Source organism: Enterobacter cloacae complex sp. ECNIH7, assembly GCF_002208095.1.
Lineage (GTDB): Bacteria > Pseudomonadota > Gammaproteobacteria > Enterobacterales > Enterobacteriaceae > Enterobacter > Enterobacter cloacae_M.
In genome coordinates, this window is the sequence record NZ_CP017990.1 from 4758627 (window position 1) to 4777484 (window position 18858).

At 56.6% G+C, this 18858-nt stretch carries 19 protein-coding genes; 6 read left to right on the forward strand and 13 right to left on the reverse strand.

Going from position 1 to position 18858, the window contains the following annotated elements:
• Nucleotides 1–116: 116 nt before the first annotated feature.
• A complete protein-coding gene (gene cysG, locus WM95_RS23815; protein ID WP_088544987.1) occupies nt 117–1490 on the forward strand; it encodes a siroheme synthase CysG in 1374 nt (457 codons plus the stop codon).
• 143 nt (nt 1491–1633) lie between these two features.
• Nucleotides 1634–1804 carry a YhfL family protein gene (locus tag WM95_RS23820; RefSeq protein ID WP_047646835.1) on the forward strand — a complete coding sequence of 57 codons (171 nt, stop codon included), beginning with the start codon at nt 1634–1636 and terminating at the stop codon, nt 1802–1804.
• 143 nt (nt 1805–1947) lie between these two features.
• On the opposite strand, the gene trpS is transcribed toward WM95_RS23820, so the two are convergent.
• The 12 genes from trpS to WM95_RS23885 all read right to left on the reverse strand — a co-directional run bounded on the left by trpS (nt 1948) and on the right by WM95_RS23885 (nt 11913).
• Nucleotides 1948–2952 carry a tryptophan--tRNA ligase gene (gene trpS / locus WM95_RS23825; protein WP_023309477.1) on the reverse strand — a complete coding sequence of 335 codons (1005 nt, stop codon included), beginning with the start codon at nt 2950–2952 and terminating at the stop codon, nt 1948–1950.
• Entirely contained in the window at nt 2945–3706 is a 762-nt protein-coding gene (gene gph / locus WM95_RS23830; protein ID WP_033146807.1) for a phosphoglycolate phosphatase, read from the reverse strand. Before gph ends, trpS begins: the two co-directional genes overlap by 8 nt.
• Nucleotides 3699–4376 (reverse strand): ribulose-phosphate 3-epimerase, encoded by a 678-nt coding sequence (rpe, locus tag WM95_RS23835; RefSeq protein WP_024907923.1) that lies wholly within the window; start codon nt 4374–4376, stop codon nt 3699–3701. The genes gph and rpe overlap by 8 nt, the downstream gene beginning before the upstream one ends.
• Nucleotides 4377–4417: 41 nt before the next feature.
• The gene (dam, locus tag WM95_RS23840; RefSeq protein WP_023309480.1) at nt 4418–5230 is read right to left on the reverse strand and encodes an adenine-specific DNA-methyltransferase; all 813 of its coding nucleotides are present in this window, start codon (nt 5228–5230) and stop codon (nt 4418–4420) included.
• A 67-nt stretch (nt 5231–5297) separates the two neighbouring features.
• Nucleotides 5298–6596 carry a cell division protein DamX gene (gene damX / locus WM95_RS23845; RefSeq protein WP_045403381.1) on the reverse strand — a complete coding sequence of 433 codons (1299 nt, stop codon included), beginning with the start codon at nt 6594–6596 and terminating at the stop codon, nt 5298–5300.
• A gap of 92 nt (nt 6597–6688) precedes the next feature.
• Nucleotides 6689–7777: a 3-dehydroquinate synthase gene (gene aroB, locus WM95_RS23850; RefSeq protein WP_023309482.1), complete on the reverse strand. Its 1089-nt coding sequence runs from the start codon at nt 7775–7777 to the stop codon at nt 6689–6691.
• A gap of 57 nt (nt 7778–7834) precedes the next feature.
• Nucleotides 7835–8356: a shikimate kinase AroK gene (gene aroK, locus WM95_RS23855; protein WP_003861630.1), complete on the reverse strand. Its 522-nt coding sequence runs from the start codon at nt 8354–8356 to the stop codon at nt 7835–7837.
• 286 nt (nt 8357–8642) lie between these two features.
• Nucleotides 8643–9866, reverse strand: a complete 1224-nt coding sequence (hofQ, locus tag WM95_RS23865) for a DNA uptake porin HofQ (RefSeq protein WP_223825985.1) — start codon at nt 9864–9866, stop codon at nt 8643–8645.
• A complete protein-coding gene (locus tag WM95_RS23870) occupies nt 9793–10197 on the reverse strand; it encodes a HofP DNA utilization family protein (protein ID WP_032667964.1) in 405 nt (134 codons plus the stop codon). Before WM95_RS23870 ends, hofQ begins: the two co-directional genes overlap by 74 nt.
• Complete coding sequence (locus WM95_RS23875; protein WP_063409720.1) at nt 10187–10642, reverse strand: HofO family protein; 456 nt, start codon at nt 10640–10642, stop codon at nt 10187–10189. The genes WM95_RS23870 and WM95_RS23875 overlap by 11 nt, the downstream gene beginning before the upstream one ends.
• A gap of 3 nt (nt 10643–10645) precedes the next feature.
• Nucleotides 10646–11140: a PilN domain-containing protein gene (locus tag WM95_RS23880; protein ID WP_063409721.1), complete on the reverse strand. Its 495-nt coding sequence runs from the start codon at nt 11138–11140 to the stop codon at nt 10646–10648.
• Nucleotides 11137–11913 (reverse strand): hypothetical protein, encoded by a 777-nt coding sequence (locus WM95_RS23885; protein WP_063409722.1) that lies wholly within the window; start codon nt 11911–11913, stop codon nt 11137–11139. The genes WM95_RS23880 and WM95_RS23885 overlap by 4 nt, the downstream gene beginning before the upstream one ends.
• Nucleotides 11914–12033: 120 nt before the next feature.
• On the opposite strand from WM95_RS23885, the gene mrcA reads away from it, so the two are divergent.
• Nucleotides 12034–14586 (forward strand): peptidoglycan glycosyltransferase/peptidoglycan DD-transpeptidase MrcA, encoded by a 2553-nt coding sequence (mrcA, locus tag WM95_RS23890; RefSeq protein ID WP_063409723.1) that lies wholly within the window; start codon nt 12034–12036, stop codon nt 14584–14586.
• Nucleotides 14587–14673: 87 nt separating this feature from the next.
• On the opposite strand, the gene nudE is transcribed toward mrcA, so the two are convergent.
• Nucleotides 14674–15234: an ADP compounds hydrolase NudE gene (nudE, locus tag WM95_RS23895; RefSeq protein WP_008503041.1), complete on the reverse strand. Its 561-nt coding sequence runs from the start codon at nt 15232–15234 to the stop codon at nt 14674–14676.
• A 324-nt stretch (nt 15235–15558) separates the two neighbouring features.
• Between nudE and WM95_RS23905 the strand changes: the two genes are divergently transcribed.
• The 3 genes from WM95_RS23905 to hslR all read left to right on the forward strand — a co-directional run bounded on the left by WM95_RS23905 (nt 15559) and on the right by hslR (nt 18843).
• Nucleotides 15559–17694 carry an intracellular growth attenuator family protein gene (locus WM95_RS23905; protein ID WP_047173946.1) on the forward strand — a complete coding sequence of 712 codons (2136 nt, stop codon included), beginning with the start codon at nt 15559–15561 and terminating at the stop codon, nt 17692–17694.
• Between the two features lie 67 nt (nt 17695–17761).
• Nucleotides 17762–18445 carry a GMP/IMP nucleotidase gene (gene yrfG / locus WM95_RS23910; RefSeq protein ID WP_032662264.1) on the forward strand — a complete coding sequence of 228 codons (684 nt, stop codon included), beginning with the start codon at nt 17762–17764 and terminating at the stop codon, nt 18443–18445.
• Nucleotides 18442–18843: a ribosome-associated heat shock protein Hsp15 gene (hslR, locus tag WM95_RS23915; protein WP_023309491.1), complete on the forward strand. Its 402-nt coding sequence runs from the start codon at nt 18442–18444 to the stop codon at nt 18841–18843. The genes yrfG and hslR overlap by 4 nt, the downstream gene beginning before the upstream one ends.
• Nucleotides 18844–18858: the final 15 nt, after the last annotated feature.

Genomic DNA, 18858 nt, shown 5'->3' on the forward strand with positions numbered 1-18858 from the left:
GAAAAGCTTATGACCCCTTATGGGTAACGGCAGGAAAAACCGTATGTTTTGTACGATTCCTGCTGTTATCCTGACGTCAATTCTTACCCCCTCCATGAAAGCTGCGAGGTAACGTCGTGGATCACCTGCCGATTTTCTGTCAATTACGCAACCGCGACTGCCTGCTCGTGGGCGGCGGCGACGTGGCTGAACGCAAAGCGCGCCTGCTGTTAGAGGCTGGCGCCCGGCTCACCGTCAACGCCCTCACCTTCGCCCCACAGTTTGAGGTCTGGGCCCAGGAAGGGATGCTCACGCTGGAACAGGGTGAGTTTAATGAATCTCTGCTCGATACCTGCTGGCTGACGATTGCCGCGACGGATGATGATGAAGTGAACCAGCGCGTCAGCGACGCCTGCGAAGTGCGCCGAATCTTCTGCAACGTGGTGGATGCGCCGAAAGAGGCCAGCTTTATCATGCCGTCGATTATCGACCGCTCGCCGCTGATGATTGCGGTATCGTCCGGCGGACGCTCGCCGGTTCTCGCCCGCCTGCTGCGGGAAAAGCTGGAGGCCGTGCTGCCGCAGCACCTTGGTCAGATTGCCCATTACGCCGGGCAGCTCCGCTCCCGCGTGAAGCAAACCTTCTCGACCGTTGGCGAGCGCCGTCGCTTCTGGGAAAAATTCTTTGTGAACGACAGGCTGGCGCAGTCTCTGGCGAATCAGGACACCAAAGCCGTTGAAGAGACGACCGAACAGCTGCTGAGCGAGCCGCTGGACCATCGCGGCGAAGTGGTGCTGGTGGGCGCAGGCCCCGGCGATGCAGGCTTGCTGACGCTGAAAGGGCTACAGCAGATCCAGCAGGCCGATACCGTGGTTTACGATCGCCTGGTCTCCGATGACATCATGAACCTGGTACGCCGCGATGCCGACCGCGTCTTCGTGGGCAAACGGGCGGGCTATCACTGCGTGCCGCAGGAGGAGATTAACCAGATCCTGCTGCGCGAGGCGCAGAAAGGTAAGCGCGTGGTGCGCCTTAAGGGTGGCGATCCTTTTATCTTTGGTCGCGGCGGCGAGGAGCTGGAAACCCTGTGTGACGCGGGCATTCCGTTCTCCGTGGTGCCGGGCATTACGGCTGCATCCGGCTGCTCAGCTTACTCTGGCATTCCGCTGACCCACCGTGACTATGCCCAGAGCGTGCGTCTGGTAACGGGCCATCTGAAAACCGGCTGCGAGCTGGACTGGCATAACCTGGCCGCGGAAAAGCAGACGCTGGTCTTCTACATGGGGCTAAACCAGGCCGCTACGATTCAGGCGAAGCTGCTGGAGCACGGCATGGAGGCTGATATGCCGGTTGCGCTGGTGGAAAACGGTACGTCCATCAGGCAACGCGTGGTGGATGGCGTACTGACGCAGCTCGGTGAACTGGCGCAGCAGGTCGAAAGCCCGGCGCTGATTGTGGTGGGTCGCGTGGTTGAGCTGCGCGAGAAGCTGAACTGGTTCTCAAATCACTAACGCATATTCTTCCTTTGCGGAGTAGTCCTTATGTGGACTACTCCCCTCTTACCGCTGTCGATAACATACCGCCCCGAAGTGGAATTTCTCCCTTTATTCCCTTGAGTTACATCCAACTTTCGTTTTTAAGACAAGGAATGCGTATGTTCAAACTGGCAAAAGCCGCCGTTCTGGTTGGTCTGTTATCGACTCTGACTGCCTGCACCGGTCATGTACAGAACACCAAAAATAACTGCAGCTACGATTACCTGCTGCATCCGGCGATCTCCATTTCGAAGATCATCGGCGGTTGCGGCCCGGCGGCTGAGCAGTAAGCGATTTTCAGGCGTAAAAAAACCGGGATATCCCGGTTTTTTAGTTTAGGGAAGTGCGGCCTGATGCCCTCACCCTGACCCTCTCCCACCGGGAGAGGGAACAAACCCTAAAAACGGTAATGTGATTACCGTTTTGCTTTTACCTACGGTTTACCCACAAACCCAATCGCTTCGTACACCGCTTTCAGGGTTTCGGACGCACGCGCGCTGGCTTTTTCCGCGCCGTCTTTCATCACCTTCTGCAGGAAAGCTTCGTCGTTACGGTAGCGGTGATAACGCTCCTGCAGCTCGGTCAGCATGCCGGAAACGGCGTCTGCCACTTCACCTTTCAGGTGGCCGTACATCTTGCCTTCGAAGTGTTTTTCCAGTTCAGGAATGCTCTGGCCAGTCACGCCGGAGAGGATATCCAGCAGGTTGGAAACACCCGCTTTGTTCTGCACGTCGTAGCGCACCACAGGCGGCTCGTCAGAGTCGGTGACCGCGCGCTTGAGCTTTTTGACGACGGATTTCGGATCTTCCAGCAGGCCGATAACGTTGTTGCGGTTATCGTCAGACTTGGACATCTTTTTGGTCGGCTCCAGCAGCGACATCACGCGCGCGCCGGACTTCGGAATAAACGGCTCTGGCACTTTGAACACATCGCCGTAAATCGCGTTAAAGCGCTGGGCGATATCGCGGCTCAGCTCCAGATGCTGCTTCTGGTCTTCACCCACCGGCACCTGGTTGGTTTGATACAGCAGGATGTCTGCCGCCATCAGCACCGGATAGTCGAACAGGCCGGCGTTGATGTTTTCAGAGTAGCGTGCGGATTTATCCTTGAACTGCGTCATGCGGCTCAGCTCGCCGAAATAGGTGTAGCAGTTCAGCGCCCAGCCCAGCTGCGCGTGCTCCGGCACGTGAGACTGAACGAAAATGGTGCTCTTCTCAGGATCGATGCCGCAGGCCAGGTACAGCGCCAGCGTATCCAGGGTGGCTTTACGCAGCTTCTCAGGATCCTGACGCGCGGTAATCGCGTGGAGATCGACGATGCAGTAAATGCAATGGTACTCATCCTGCATGCTGACCCACTGACGTAACGCACCCATGTAGTTACCAATGGTCAATTCACCTGAAGGCTGTGCGCCACTAAAAACGATGGGCTTAGTCATTATTCAATTCCTGATGTTCACTGTGCGAAAGCCCGAGTGCGGGCAACAAATCTTTGAAGTGGTCGAAGACCACATCCGGCTCACTTAGCGTGATGGCTTCACCGTAGTTGTAGCCATAGGTTAATCCGACGGAAGGACACCCTGCCGCTCGGGCAGCCAGAATATCATTGCGCGAATCCCCAACAAAGAGCAGCTCCGCAGGGGTTAAGGATAATTTTCCTGCCACCAGCAACAGCGGTTCCGGATGCGGCTTTTTGTTCTGCACGTCGTCGCCGCCCACAATCACGGAGAAATACTTAGCGATATCCAGCGCTTCCAGCAGAGGCGCAACAAACGGGGTCGGTTTGTTGGTCACCAGCCCCAGCGGAATGCCCTTCGCGTGCAGCGCGCTCAGCGTTTCCTGAACGTCCGGGAACAGGAAGCTGCCCTCCTCGACGGTCTCTTCGTAGAAACGATCGAACAGTTTGCGCAGAATCCGCAGCTGCTCATCCTTAGGGATGTCAGCGTGGTCAACGCTCGGTTTACCCTGCGCGGAACGCTGCGACGCGCGCTCCTGACGCGCCCACGTCAACGCGCGCTCCATCAGAACATCGGCACCGTTGCCAATCCACGTTACCACGCGCTCTTCCCCCGCAACGGGGAGTTCAAGGGCGTACAGCGCCTGGTCTACGGCGCTCGTTAAGCCCGGCGCGCTGTCGACCAGCGTGCCGTCGAGGTCAAATGCGATACCCCGAATTGCCTGCAATTTATCCATGACTTACCTTCGCCAGCTCGCGGCGCATTTCATCAATGACTTTTTTGTAATCCGGTTGGTCGAAAATGGCTGAACCGGCAACAAACATATCCGCACCGGCTGCCGCAATTTCACCAATGTTATTCACTTTCACACCGCCGTCCACTTCCAGGCGAATATCGTAGCCTGACTCGTCAATACGACGGCGCACCTCACGCAGCTTATCCAGCGTGTGGGGGATAAACGACTGACCGCCAAAGCCCGGGTTAACGGACATCAGCAGAATCACATCCAGCTTGTCCATGACATAGTCGAGATAGCTCAGCGGCGTGGCCGGATTAAACACCAGGCCCGCCTTGCAGCCGTTCTCTTTGATCAGCTGCAGCGTGCGGTCCACGTGTTCAGAGGCTTCCGGATGGAAAGTGATGATGCTGGCACCCGCTGCGGCGAAGTCAGGCACGATGCGATCGACAGGCTTCACCATCAGGTGAACGTCGATCGGCGCGGTAATGCCATAGTTGCGTAATGCCTTGAGCACCATTGGGCCAATGGTCAGGTTAGGGACGTAGTGGTTATCCATCACGTCGAAATGGACAACATCTGCGCCAGCCGCGAGAGCTTTGGCGGTGTCTTCACCCAGGCGGGCAAAATCGGCCGACAGAATTGAGGGAGCAATCAAAAACTGTTTCATCCGCTTCTCCTTGAAATGTGTTTACCGGCGGGCAAAACGGCTCAGGGGCGATAAAGAGCCAGAAGTTCGTCCACCTTTTTACGTGTGCCGCCGTTGCTGCTAATGCTACGCCGCACTTTGACCTGAAAATGCTTCGCGGCTTTGTACCATTCGCGCGTATCAGGCGTGTCGTGATTCGAAATTAACACCGGAATTCTTTTGCTGACTAGCTTTTCCGCCATCTCCGCCAGACGAGCCTGTTCGGCCGGGCTGAAGCTGTTGGTGTGATAAGCGGTGAAATTCGCCGTTGCAGACAGTGGTGCGTAAGGCGGGTCACAGTAAACCACCGAGTTTACGCCTGCCAGTTCCATACACTCTTCATATGAGAGGCAATGAAACTCTGCGTTCTGCGCTTTTTCGGCAAAGTGGTACAGCTCGTCCTGCGGGAAATACGGGCGCTTATAGCGACCAAACGGCACGTTAAATTCCCCGCGCAGGTTATAGCGGCACAGGCCGTTGTAACCATGACGGTTGAGATAGAGGAACAGCAACGCTCTGCGGAACGGATCCTGGCTCTGATTAAACTCAGTGCGGAACTGGTAGTAAACGTCCGGGTGATTATTCTCCGGCGTAAACAGTTTGCGCGCCTCTGCGACATACTCTTCGGTACGCAGCTTAACAATGTTATAGAGGCTGATAAGGTCGTTGTTGATATCCGCCAGGATATAACGAGAAAAATCGGTGTTGAGGAACACCGATCCCGCACCTACGAAAGGCTCGATTAGACACTCGCCTTTTGGCAGGTGCTTTTTAATATCATCGAGCAGGGGGTATTTCCCCCCTGCCCATTTCAGAAAAGCGCGATTTTTTTTCATGCTGACTAACTGATTACACCTTCTCCGGCTGTGGAGAAAGCTCCGACAGCATCCTGCGCTTTAAACATTACTTCAGATCGGCCTGAACCTGATGAATCGGCTTCGCCCATGGGTTTTTCGCCTGAACATCAGCTGGCAGTGCCGCTACGGCACGTTTCGCTTCATCTTTGGACGAATAAACGCCGCTGACCAGCACATACCACGGCTGACCGTTGCGGGTCGTCTGATAAACAACGTAGTTTTTCAGATTTGATTTCTTCGCCCAACCGTTGAGGTTGTCATAGTTAGACGAACTGCTCAGCTGCAGCGTGTAGTTGCTGGATGGCGCAGACTTCAGCGAGCCAACGTTACCTGCCGTTTTGCCTGCTGCGGCGCTGGAGGCTGCTGCCGTGGCTGCCGGAGCTGTTGCTGCAGGTGCAGCTGTGGTCGCCGTTGCTTTCGGCGCGGTCTGCGTGACTGGCGCTTTAGCAGGCTCGCTCACCGCAGCCGTTTCGGTGTGTTTCGGCTGTGCCGGTGCAGCTTTCACTTCAGGCGCTTTCACGACTGCCTGAGGTTTGGTTTCACGCTTAGGCTCAATCACCGCCTGCTTACGTTCAGGACGCGTCGCAGCCTGCGTCTGGCGCGGTTTGGTTTCCGTCGCAGCCGTTTGTGGCTGAGCGTTACCACCGCGAATCGGGGCAACGGTTGCCGGCTCAGTTGGCAGCGTAGAGTTAACCACGACGTTATCAACCTGCTGCTGGTTCTGCGGCTGCGTCAGCGCATTGTTCAGATCTCCCTGAACTTCTACGCGCTGCTGGCCTTCAGGCGTAGCAGGTGCCTGACCCTGAGCAGGGGTTGAAGAAACGGGCGGTAGAGAAACATCCTGCGGCGCTGTGGTGTTACCTGCGGTCTGCTCTGCGGAAGTCGCACCCGGCGCAGGCTGTGCGCCATTCGCCTGATTAGTCGCATCGTTACCGGACAGGTTGATGCTCTTCTCAGCGGAAGCAGTTTGCTCGGTTGAGTTCGTTGACGGTGCTTTAAGCGCGGAGCCAATGCCGACAATCAGCAGCACAAGCACCAGAACGCCAAGGCCCATCATAATGTACTGGCGGGAAGCCGGTTTCGGCGCAGCGGCTTTTTTACGTTTACGCGGGCGACGCTCTACAGGCTGTTCGTCCATTGAATCTTCTTCGGACTCATAATCCTCTTCTGCTCGCTCTTCGTGCGCGTTGCGGCTGCGCGAAGGGCGACGATCGTCTGCATCCAGATCAACATCGTCAAAGTTGATCTGCGGCTCGTTATCACGTTCTGAAGATTGACGAGAACGACCAGTACGACGATCGCTGGGATCGGGTTTCAGCTCGTCTTCTGGTTTGAATTCATCCATTTAACACCCCACTCAAAGGCTTATGCTAACGACTTTGCATTTCGCCTGAAGCTAAACGACCACCTGCGACAGTGGCCTGACCTTTCTAGTTGTTACGCCTGCTGACAATCAGCGATAGCGCCAAGAACGACATCGTGCGGCACTCCGCCGCGCACTTCACTCTTCCCTATTGCAAGCGGGAGTACAAGACGCATCTCACCTGCCAATACTTTTTTATCGCGCATCATGTGGGGTAAATACGCTTGCGCCGACATCTCCTGCGGCCCGGTTACCGGCAAACCTGCACGTTCAAGCAGCGCAATGATGCGCGCCGTCTCTTCAGGTTTAAACTGCCCCAGACGTTCAGAGGTGCGGGCTGCCATGACCATACCGGCCGCGACGGCTTCACCGTGCAGCCAGTTGCCATAACCCATCTCGGCTTCAATGGCATGGCCAAACGTATGCCCAAGATTCAGTAAAGCACGTAAGCCCGTTTCACGCTCGTCTGCTGCAACAACTTCTGCTTTCAGTTCACAACAACGACGAATGCAGTATGCCAGTTTAGCCTCATCCAGGCACAGCAGCGCATCCATATTCTCTTCAAGCCAGCTAAAGAACTCGCCATCAAGAATAATGCCGTATTTGATCACTTCCGCCAGACCCGAAGCCAGCTCGCGCTTCGGCAGCGTTTTCAGACAGTCGAGATCCACCACCACCGATGCGGGCTGGTAGAACGCGCCAATCATGTTTTTGCCGAGCGGATGGTTGACTGCCGTTTTGCCACCCACAGAGGAGTCGACCTGGGACAGCAACGTGGTCGGGATTTGAATAAAACGGACGCCACGTTGATAGCTTGCGGCCGCAAAGCCGGTCAGATCGCCCACAACACCGCCGCCCAGGGCAAGCAGTGTTGTATCGCGACCGTGCGGTTTTTGCAGCAATGCGGTAAAGACGGTATCCAGTACCGTCAGGCTTTTATACTGCTCGCCATCGGGGAGAATCACACTGTCGACTTTTACGCCCGCCTGCTCAAGCAGGTGGCGTACGCGGTCGAGATAAAGCGGAGCCAGCGTCTCATTGGTGACCAGCATCGCCTGATCACCCGCTTTCAGTGGTAAAAAGGAAGCTGGGTCGTTAAACAAACCAGCCGCGATGGTGATAGGGTAACTACGTTCCCCGAGAGTAACTGTAATCCTCTCCATGACGCGACATCCACCTTTAATGCTTTTACCCGCAGGCGAGTGTATATAAAGCCAGAATCAGTTGCTTTCCAGCATATGAATAATCTGGTTTGCAACCACTTTAGCGCTCTGGTCGTCAGTACGAATGGTCACGTCGGCAATCTCTTCATACAGCGGATTGCGTTCATCGGCCAACGCTTCCAGAACTTCGCGTGGTGGCGTTTCAACCTGCAGCAGCGGGCGCTTTTTATCGCGCTGCGTACGTGCCAGCTGTTTCTCGATGGTCGTCTCAAGATAGACCACTACGCCACGGGCGGAGAGACGGTTACGGGTTTCGCGAGATTTCACAGAACCGCCGCCTGTTGCCAGAACGATGCCCTGTTTTTCCGTGAGTTCGTTGATCACTTTTTCTTCTCGGTCACGGAAACCTTCTTCGCCTTCTACATCGAAAACCCAGCCCACATCAGCTCCGGTTCGTTTCTCAATCTCTTGATCAGAATCGTAAAATTCCATATTGAGTTGTTGAGCTAACTGACGCCCAATAGTGCTTTTGCCGGCACCCATAGGCCCAACCAGAAAGATATTGCGTTTCTCTGCCATTTTATCGGTACTACTAAGACTATTCGTTAATGGTAATCCCCGCTTCGCAGACACCCAGCGTAGCAGGACATGAACTGAAACCTCATATGCAATAGAGCGAGAGTCAGACTAAAAATTATCTCAATACTCCGGCTTGTTTGGCAACTGATTAAATCACCGCGTCGGGCGCATAAGGTAATAAGACGTAAGTCCAACTCAAATCGGTACTCCTTGTATGCTAATTCATGCCCCACGTCAAACATCTGCAACAAACTGAATGCAAAATCATTGCGGGGATCGTTACCCGTCAGCGAATACCGACCAGACGTGGTGTAATAAACACCACTAGCTCGCGCCGTTCATTATCCTTACCATCGTGGCGAAAAAGCTGTCCAAGCCAGGGGATTTTCCCCAGCCCAGGCACGCTGTCGCTGCCGGTTTTGTTCTTCTGCGAAAAAATTCCGCCCAACGCCAGCGTTTCTCCACTTTTTACCTCCACCTGGGTTTCTATCTCCTGTTTGTCGATCGCCAGCGTTTCGCCGTCAGCCTGCTGCAGAACCTGTCCCGGCATATTTTCGCTGATGTGCAATTTCAGGCGCACGCGCCCACCCGGTAAGACCACCGGTGTGACCTCCATTCCTAATACGGCCTCTTTAAACTCAACGGAGGTTGCCCCGCTTTCACCGCTTGAGACCTGATACGGGATTTCACTCCCCTGCTTGATGCTGGCCGGCTGCATATGCGAGGCCAGCAGCCGCGGGCTGGCGATGATATCGACCTGCTGTTTTTGCTCCAGCGCAGAGAGCTCCAGATCCAGCAGCCGACCATTGATCCGTCCGATGTTAAAACCCACGTGGCTGGTGGCGCTGGCGACGGATAGATCGCTGCCAAGCGTGGTGAGCTGGCCAACCTTGCCCGCGTCGGCGGCGTCGGCGAGATTCCACTTCACCCCCAGCTCACGCAGGCTTTTTTCATTAATGGTCACAATATGCGCCGCCAGCTCGACCTGTTCGACGGGAATATCCATCTGAGCGGCCCAGCGCTGCAGCGTCTCCACCACCGTCTGGTTATCCCGAATCAGCAGCCGGTTGGTGCGTTTGTCGAGAGACAAACTTCCCTTTGGGCTCAGGAGCTTTTCCGCGTCTTTTTGCAGCTCTCCGGCATCGGCATAGGACAAAGCGATGCTGTGAGACACCAGCGGCGCATCAAGCTGTCGACGCGTTCGCTCCTGTTCTGAACGTTCCTGCTGCTCACGCTGCCAGGCCGCGGTATGCACATAAAAAATGCCGCCCTCCTCTCGCAAAACAAGGCCAGCGCTGGTGGCAACCGTCTGTAACGCTTGACGCCAGGGGACGCGCGTCAGGTTGAGCGAAAGCGTGCCGCCGACGTCAGGCGATATCACCAGATTTCGGTTCTCCTGTGCAACCAGGCTCTGCAGCACCTGGACTACAGGCACGTCATCCACCACCAGCGTGACCGGTTTTGGCGCGGCGGCCCACAGCGGATGGCTGAACGCCAGCAGCCACAGCATTATCCGTAAATTCATTCTTATTCGTTCCTTCTCGTTGCCACGTCCATGTTCCTGGTTCACATGTGTCACCCACATCAACAACCAGTTCCGTTTCATTGATGGCTGTTATCGTCCAGCCTGCCGGGAAGCGCTCATGCATCTTCAGGCGGTACCAGCGCTTTTGCCCATCCTGTAAAATGCCGATAGCCTGCTGTCCTCCCACCATGCCGCGGTAGCGCCACTGCGCCAGCTCGCCTATGGCGCAGGGATCGTCCGGCGGGCGAAACGGATCGCGCATGCCGGTCAATAGCAGCGCTGAGCAAACCAGCAAATATCGCGCGCTATTTCGCATGTTCCAGCTCCAGCCGCAGGCGCAACGCTGTACCTTGTGGTGCAATCGCGAAAGCGGCTATCTGCACATCCCGCTGCGCCAGCCGGGAAAAAAGCACCGGGAGAGCCTGCCACTCCACCTCCAGCATCAGTTCCCCTCCGTTCTGCAGCGGCTTCCAGTGAACCAGCGTCGCGTTATCGCCCTGAAAATCGAGCGGGGAAAACGCCGTCAGCGCCAGTGTGTCCGTTGTTTCCGGACGAAACGGCACCTTTCTGACGGCAGGCCATAACGCCGCGTTCGTCCTTGCGTCCTGAATCATCTGTCGCTGTCGTTCAGCACACTGCCTGTCTAGCGGTCTGAGCAAGGTGCCCCACGCGGCCAGTCCTGCCAGGAGACTCCCCAGACACCAAAAAAGCACCCGATACCAGGGACGGCTTTCGCACCAGCGTTCTAACAGGGTGCCCATGCGTTACCCCTCGCTTTTAAGATGGAGGGTGAACATCCACCGCCCCTGGCTGTCCTGCCGAAGCTCACCCGCCGTTCCGGGCGTAAAACCCGCTATTTGGCCCAGCGCATCGCGCAGAGCAGACAGGGCTGACAGGGTTATGGCATACCCGCTCAGCGTCAGAGCAGGAGGCTGATAGCGAAGCTCTGTCAGCCAGACCTGTGAAGGAGTGGCGCGGGAAAGGGACTCCAGCACCGGTTGCCATGCGCGTCGTTGAAGGGTCTGCGCTGGCTTCTGCGCCTGTGAGGCGAGTTTCTGCCGGGAGGCAAGCGCGTGCTGCACGGTCTGCGTTCCCGTCAGCTCCGTTTGCAGCGCGTGCAGCCTCATAAGAGGGTTTATCCGCAGGCAGAAAATGATCGCGAACATTAACAGCACGGTGCCGACACACATTCCGCCCCAGAAGTGCAGGCATCGCGCGCGTCTCTGCTGTCGCCAGGGCAGAAAGTTCATGATGCTCATCCGGGCACCTCGCTCATGGCCAACGCCAGCGCAACGGTATAATCAGCGCCGCAGTCCGGTAGCGGGGCATGGCAGCGTTCCAGGATTTCCCACGGATCACGTCGGGTATCAAACAGCGCGATGTCATCCGAACCAAGCCCCAGCAGCGCTGAAAGCTCAGACAGGTTTTCGGCTTCTGTGGTAATGCGGCGTCCCCACTGGTGGCGCATCGCCCACAGCCACTGCCGATCGTCCCGCCAGGCGACGCACGTCGCTGGCGCCACCGCGGGAAGAAGATTCGCCAGCGCGCTGGCATCCGGCGTAATGGCCACCAGCCGCAAACGCAGCGTTTTCGCCAGCGCCAGTAGGGTGTCGATCTCGTTGTTTTGCGCGGCGGTCACGTGAAAGGTATTGCTGAAGGTATCCTGCGCGTAATCGAAACAGAGCGTATCAGCAGACATCTCCAGTTCGCGCGCGAGCGCCGCACCAAGCCATGAGAGCTGCTCGCTGTCGCGCAGCGCAACGGTCGGGCGGGGGAGCGCCCGTTGCAGAGTGCGTGCTGCCGGGAAAGAGAGGAATACCCGATGGTAGTGCGGCAGCGTTTTGCGCCAGTCGCGTAACGCATCAACCAGCTGTTCTGGCTGACAAATTTTGCCGTCACGAATGATGCCCTCGTCCAGAGGAATCGCCCACCAGCGGCGCATGCACCAGCCCAACTTCTCCCGGGCCAGGGCGACGATCAGCACCCTATCCTGTTGAATATGAACGCCCGTTTGCCATATTTTGAAAGCCATGCTTCACGATCTCCTTATCGCCCGTCGGGTTGACGGCTATATCAATGAATCAGGCTTGCCTTTATACTACCGCGCGATTGTTTAGAAACTGCCCAAGTGAAACCAAATGGGAAATCTCCGGTGAAGTTCGTAAAGTATTTATTCATCCTTGCAGTCTGTTGCATTCTGCTGGGAGCAGGCTCGATTTACGGTTTGTACAAATATATTGAGCCACAGCTACCTGATGTCGCCACGCTTCGCGATGTGCGCCTCCAGATCCCGATGCAAGTCTATAGCGCCGATGGCGAGCTGATGGCGCAGTATGGCGAGAAGCGTCGTATTCCGCTGACCTTAAACCAAATTCCACCCGTGATGGTGAAAGCCTTTATCGCCACGGAGGACAGCCGTTTTTACGAGCACCACGGTGTCGATCCGGTGGGGATTTTCCGTGCCGCGAGCATTGCGTTATTCTCTGGTCACGCCTCTCAGGGGGCGAGTACCATTACGCAGCAGCTGGCGCGTAACTTCTTCCTCAGCCCTGAAAAGACGCTGATACGTAAGATCAAAGAGGTGTTCCTCGCGATCCGTATTGAGCAGCTGCTGAGCAAAGACGAAATCCTTGAGCTGTACCTCAACAAAATCTACCTGGGTTACCGAGCCTATGGCGTGGGGGCTGCCGCACAGGTGTACTTCGGTAAGCCCGTTGAGCAACTCACCTTAAGCGAAATGGCAACCATTGCTGGTCTGCCGAAAGCGCCGTCCACGTTTAACCCGCTCTACTCGCTCGATCGCGCCACCGCGCGCCGTAACGTCGTCCTGTCACGCATGCTGAGCGAAGGCTACATCAGCCAGAGCGAGTACGACCAGGCGCGTAACGATGTGATTGACGCAAACTACCACGCCCCTGAGATCGCTTTCGCGTCCCCTTACCTGACCGAAATGGTTCGTCAGGAGATGGTGAATCGCTATGGTGACAAGGCCTACGAAGATGGCTATCGCGTGTACACCACCGTCACCCGTAAGGTCCAGCAGGCGGCTCAGGAAGCGGTGCGGAACAACGTGATGGACTACGATATGCGTCACGGCTATCGCGGCCCGTCAAACGTGCTCTGGAAAGTGGGCGAAAGCGCGTGGGACAGTAAAAAAATCACCAGTACGCTGAAGGCGCTGCCAACCTATGGTCCGCTCCTTCCTGCCGTGGTGACGCAGGCCGATCCTCAGGAAGCCGTTGCGACGCTCGCGGACGGTACTTCCGTCTCGCTGCGTATGGACGGTATCCGCTGGGCGCGTCCTTACCGCTCGGATACCCTGCAGGGCGCAACGCCGCGTAAAGTGACCGATGCCGTGCAGACCGGGCAGCAAATCTGGGTGCGGAAGGTAGGCGAATCCTGGTGGCTGGCACAGGTGCCGGACGTCAACTCGGCCCTGGTCTCTATCAATCCACAGAACGGTGCCATCCTGGCCCTGGTCGGCGGGTTTGATTTCAACCAGAGCAAATTTAACCGCGCCACCCAGGCGCTGCGTCAGGTCGGTTCCAATATCAAACCGTTCCTCTACACGGCAGCGATGGATAAAGGCTTGACCCTCGCCAGCATCCTTAACGACGTGCCAATCTCCCGCTGGGATGCCGGTGCCGGTTCCGACTGGCAGCCGAACAACTCCCCTGCGGAGTATGCCGGCCCAATTCGTCTCCGTCAGGGCCTGGGACAGTCGAAAAACGTGGTGATGGTGCGCGCCATGCGCGCGATGGGCGTCGACTATGCCGCAGAGTATCTGCAGCGCTTCGGTTTCCCGGCGCAGAACATCGTTCGCACCGAGTCGCTGGCGTTAGGCTCCGCCTCGTTTACGCCGCTTCAGGTCGCACGCGGGTACTCGGTGATGGCCAACGGCGGCTTCCTGATTGATCCGTACTTCATCAGCAAGATTGAAAACGATCAGGGCGGCGTGCTGTTCGAAGCGAAGCCGAAGATTGCCTGCCCTGACTGCGATATTCCGGTCATTTATGGCAATACGCCGAAATCCGACGTGCTTGAAAACAAGGACATGGAAGACCCTGCCGTGTCTCAGGAGCAGCAGAACGGCGTCGTGCCGCAGCCGCAGCTCGAGCAGGCTAACCAGTCTCTGGTGGCACAGACCGGCGCGCCGGAGTATGCCCCGCATGTGATCAACACGCCGCTGTCCTTCCTGATCAAAAGCGCGCTGAACACCAACATCTTCGGTGAACCGGGCTGGCAGGGCACAGGCTGGCGCGCAGGGCGTGATTTGCAGCGCCATGATATCGGCGGTAAAACGGGGACAACCAACAGCTCGAAAGACGCGTGGTTCTCCGGCTACGGCCCGGGCGTGGTGACATCGGTTTGGATCGGTTTCGACGATCACCGCCGTGACTTAGGTCGTACAACGGCCTCCGGCGCGATTAAGGATCAGATCTCCGGCTACGAAGGCGGTGCGAAGAGCGCGCAGCCGGCCTGGGACGCCTACATGAAGTCCGTTCTTGAAGGCGTGCCGGAGCAGCCGTTAACGCCACCGCCAGGCGTGGTGACGGTTAATATCGACCGCAGCACCGGTCAGCTCGCCAACGGCGGTAATAGTCGCGAAGAGTATTTCATCGAGGGCACGCAGCCAACCACGCAGGCGGTGCACGAGGTGGGGACAGAGATTATTGATAACGGCGAGACGCACGAGCTGTTCTGACAACAAAGCAAAACGGCAACCTCTGGTTGCCGTTTTTGTGTTTGCTCTCTCTCCCGTGGGAGAGGGTTGGGGTGAGGCATCAGGCCACTACAGTCGCCCCTGCCCCTTCAACCATTCCCGTACCAGGAACAGCGCGCTCACGTTGCGAGCCTCATTAAAGTCAGGGTCTTCCAGCAGATCCATCAGGTGCGCTAGCGGCCAGCGAACCTGCGGCAGCGGCTCCGGCTCATCCCCTTCCAGCGATTCAGGATAGAGGTCTTCAGCCACCACGATATTCATTTTGCTGGAAAAATAGGACGGCGCCATGCTCAGCTTTTTCAGGAATGAAAGCTCATTCGCACCAAAGCCCACCTCTTCTTTTAGCTCGCGGTTTGCCGCTTCAAAGACGGTTTCACCCGGGTCGATAAGCCCTTTCGAGAACCCAAGCTCGTAAGATTCCGTTCCCACAGCGTATTCGCGGATCAAAATCAGATGATCGTCGACAATGGGAACAATCATCACCGCTTCGCGCGAAGAGGGGCGCATACGTTCATAAACGCGACGCACACCGTTGCTGAACTCCAGGTCCACACTTTCGACATTAAACAGGCGCGATTTGGCGACAGTTTCTACATTCAGAATGGTGGGTTTTTGTAGTGGTTTGCTCATCTTGATGGGTCTTAGCAGTGAGAACTGGCGTTATTGTGCGATATGCCGCACGGTTTCGGCAATGTCAATCGCTCTTTATTTACATTTATGCAACGTAACTGGGATCAATCCTCAATTCAAAACAAATGTCAAGAGGTTGAAATGTTTCCAGGAATTTGCTGATATCGCGCCATAACAGGCTTTGCTATCATCACCGGTCACTGGGATGCGCTTCAGAATGCTCAAGTTCGACTCCATACTTGCCGATAGCCAGCCACAGACTCTCATTCAATGTAAAGGTGCTACTGACTACACCTGTAAGAAGATAAGTAAGATGGGGAAAGCATGAGCACCATTTTGATTGTTCTCGCTGCTATGCTGGCCGGCGCGTTTGTTGCAGGATGGTTGTACAGGCGCCGCGTACAGCGCCGTTATCGTCTGCCCTTTTTAAATGCATTTGCGGGTGCGAGCACGCGTAAACTCACGCAGGACGAGCGCGATGCGGTTGAAAACTATCTCGAAATCCTGAACCGTACCCAGTTAACGCCTGGCCCAACGGGAGCCACTGCTGCGCCCGTCGCGCTAAAGCTTAATGCGCAAAGTGATACCGTGCTCTGCGTGACGCGCTCCATCACGCGCTATGGCATCACCACTGATGACCCCAACAAATGGCGTTATTACCTTGATTCCGTCGAAGTGCATCTGCCCCCGTCCTGGGAGCAGTACATTAATGACGAAAACAGCGTTGAGCTGATTCACACCGATTCATTGCCTCTGGTTATCACGCTTAACGGCCATACGCTGAATGAATACCTTCAGGAAGCCCCGCGTTTTGCGCTGGAACGCGCAAGTTCAACGCAGGCGTCCATTCGTGGCGAAGAGACAGAGCAGATCGAACTGCTGAACATTCGCCAGGAAACGCATGAAGAGTACGCCCTGAGCCGCCCGGACGGCATCCGTGAAGCCATTCTGATCGTTGCTGCCTTCCTGCTCTTTTTTATCTGCCTGCTCACGCCGGATGTGTTTGTCCCCTGGCTGGCTGGCGGCGCGGTGCTGCTGCTGGCCGGCGGGCTTTGGGGTCTCTTTGCCCCCCCGGCCAAAACCTCGTTGCGCGAGATCCACTGCCTGCGTGGGACGCCAAAGCGCTGGGGCCTGTTCGGTGAAAACGATCAGGAACATCTCAACAATATTTCGCTCGGTATTATCGACCTGATCTACCCGCGCCACTGGCAGCCGTGGATCGCGCAGGACTTAGGGCAGAAAACCGATATTGATATCTACCTTGACCGCCACGTTGTGCGCCAGGGGCGTTTCTTATCCCTGCATGATGAAGTGAAAAATTTCCCGCTTCAGCACTGGCTACGCAGTACGGTCATTGCCGGCGGCGCCGCGCTGGTCTTAGCCATGCTGCTGCTTTTCGTGCCGCTGGATATGCCCATTAAATTCACCCTGTCGTGGATCAAAGGGGCGCAAACCATTGAAGCGAGCAGCGTCAATAAACTGGATGAAGCCGGTGTACGCGTGGGGGACACGCTGCGCCTGAAGGGGACCGGGATGTGTAATATTCACACGCCGGGGGCGTGGAACACGCGTCAGAACTCGCCGTTCATGCCGTTCGACTGTTCGCAAATTATCTGGAACGACGCGCCGCCGCTGCCGCTGCCGGAATCCGAAGTGGTGAACAAGGCCACGGCGCTCACCCAGACGGTTAACCGCCAGCTGCACCCGAAACCGGACGATGATTCGCGCGTCAGCCCCGCGCTGCGCTCGGCCATTCAGAAATCAGGCATGGTTCTGCTGGATGATTTTGGTGACATCGTCCTGAAAACGCAGGATTTATGCTCCTCTCAGGATGAGTGCATACGCCTTAAAAACGCCCTGGTAAACCTGGGGAACAGCAAAGACTGGGACTCGCTGGTGAAACGCGCCGAAGCGGGACGACTGGATGGCGTTAATGTCCTGCTGCGTCCGGTGAGCGCTGAATCGCTGGATAACCTGGTCGCCACCTCGACGTCGCCGTTCATGATGCGCGAGACCACCCGCGCGGCTCAGGCGCTGAACAGCCCGGCGCCGGGCGGCTTTGTGATAGCAAGCGATGAAGGCAGCGACCTGGTCGATCAGCCCTACCCGCAGGTCGCGCTTTATGACTACCCGGCTCAGGAGCAGTGGAGCCAGTTCCAGCGCCTGGCGCAGATGCTGATGCAAACGCCGTTCAGCGCCGAAGGGATTGTCACGAGTATTTATACCGACGCCAACGGCACTCGCCATATCGGCCTGCATCGGATGCCGGATAGCGCAGGCTTGTGGCGTTACATCGGCACCTCTCTGCTGATGACCGCGATGCTGATCGCCATTTTCTGGAACGGCTTTATGGCCCTGCGCCGCTACCAGCGCTCGCGCACCCGGCTTGCCGACATCCAGCAGTATTATGAAAACTGCCTCAATCCTAAGCTGATCCCCTCGTCTGAGAGCCTGATCTGATAACGTCGTTGCGCGGCAAGATGTGCTACCCTGTCGCGCACGTTTCTTCTGGCTGGAGTTCCCCCTTATGCATCTTGATATCGCCTGGCAGGAGGTAGATACCGTTCTGCTGGATATGGACGGCACGCTGCTCGATCTCGCCTTTGATAACTATTTCTGGCAAACGCTGGTGCCTGAAACCTATGGCGAGCAGCAGGGGATCTCCCCGGCAGAAGCGCAGGCATTCATTCGTTCGCAATATAGCGCGGTGCAACATACGCTAAACTGGTACTGTCTTGACTACTGGAGCGAGCGCCTCGGTTTGGATATTTGTGCCATGACCACCGCCCAGGGCCCGCGCGCCGTTCTGCGCGAGGACACCGTGCCCTTTCTGGATGCGCTGAAAGCCAGCGGCAAGCGCCGTATTTTGCTGACCAACGCGCATCCACATAATCTGGCGGTGAAGCTGGAGCATACGGGTCTGGCGTCGCACCTTGATTTATTACTTTCCACCCACACATTTGGTTATCCGAAAGAGGATCAGCGGTTGTGGCATGCGGTGAGGGAAGAGACGGGTTTGCAGCCAGAACGTACGCTGTTCATTGATGACAGCGAGCCCATTCTGGATTCTGCGGCAAGGTTTGGCATTCGCTACTGTCTGGGCGTGACCAATCCTGACTCTGGCCTGGCTGAAAAAAGCTATCTGCGCCACCCTGGGCTGAACGACTATCGCCAGATGATCCCCTCACTGACCGTGAAGGAGACGCCATGAAAGAAAAACCCTCTGACGGGGTAAGACTGGATAAATGGCTGTGGGCAGCGCGTTTTTACAAAACACGCGCCCTTGCCCGCGAGATGGTTGACGGCGGAAAAGTGCATTACAACGGCCAGCGCAGCAAACCGAGCAAGCTGGTTGAGCTAAATGCCACCTTAACGCTGCGTCAGGGCAACGATGAACGTACTGTGGTGATTAAAGCCGTTACCGAACAGCGTCGACCCGCAGCGGAAGCCGTACTGCTTTATGAAGAGACGGCGGAGAGCATTGAAAAGCGCGAGAAGACCGCGCTGGCGCGCAAAATGAACGCGCTGACGATGCCCCACCCGGACCGGCGACCGGATAAAAAAGAGCGCCGCGATCTGATGAAATTTAAACACGGTGAGACTGATTAACCTCACCCGCACGAG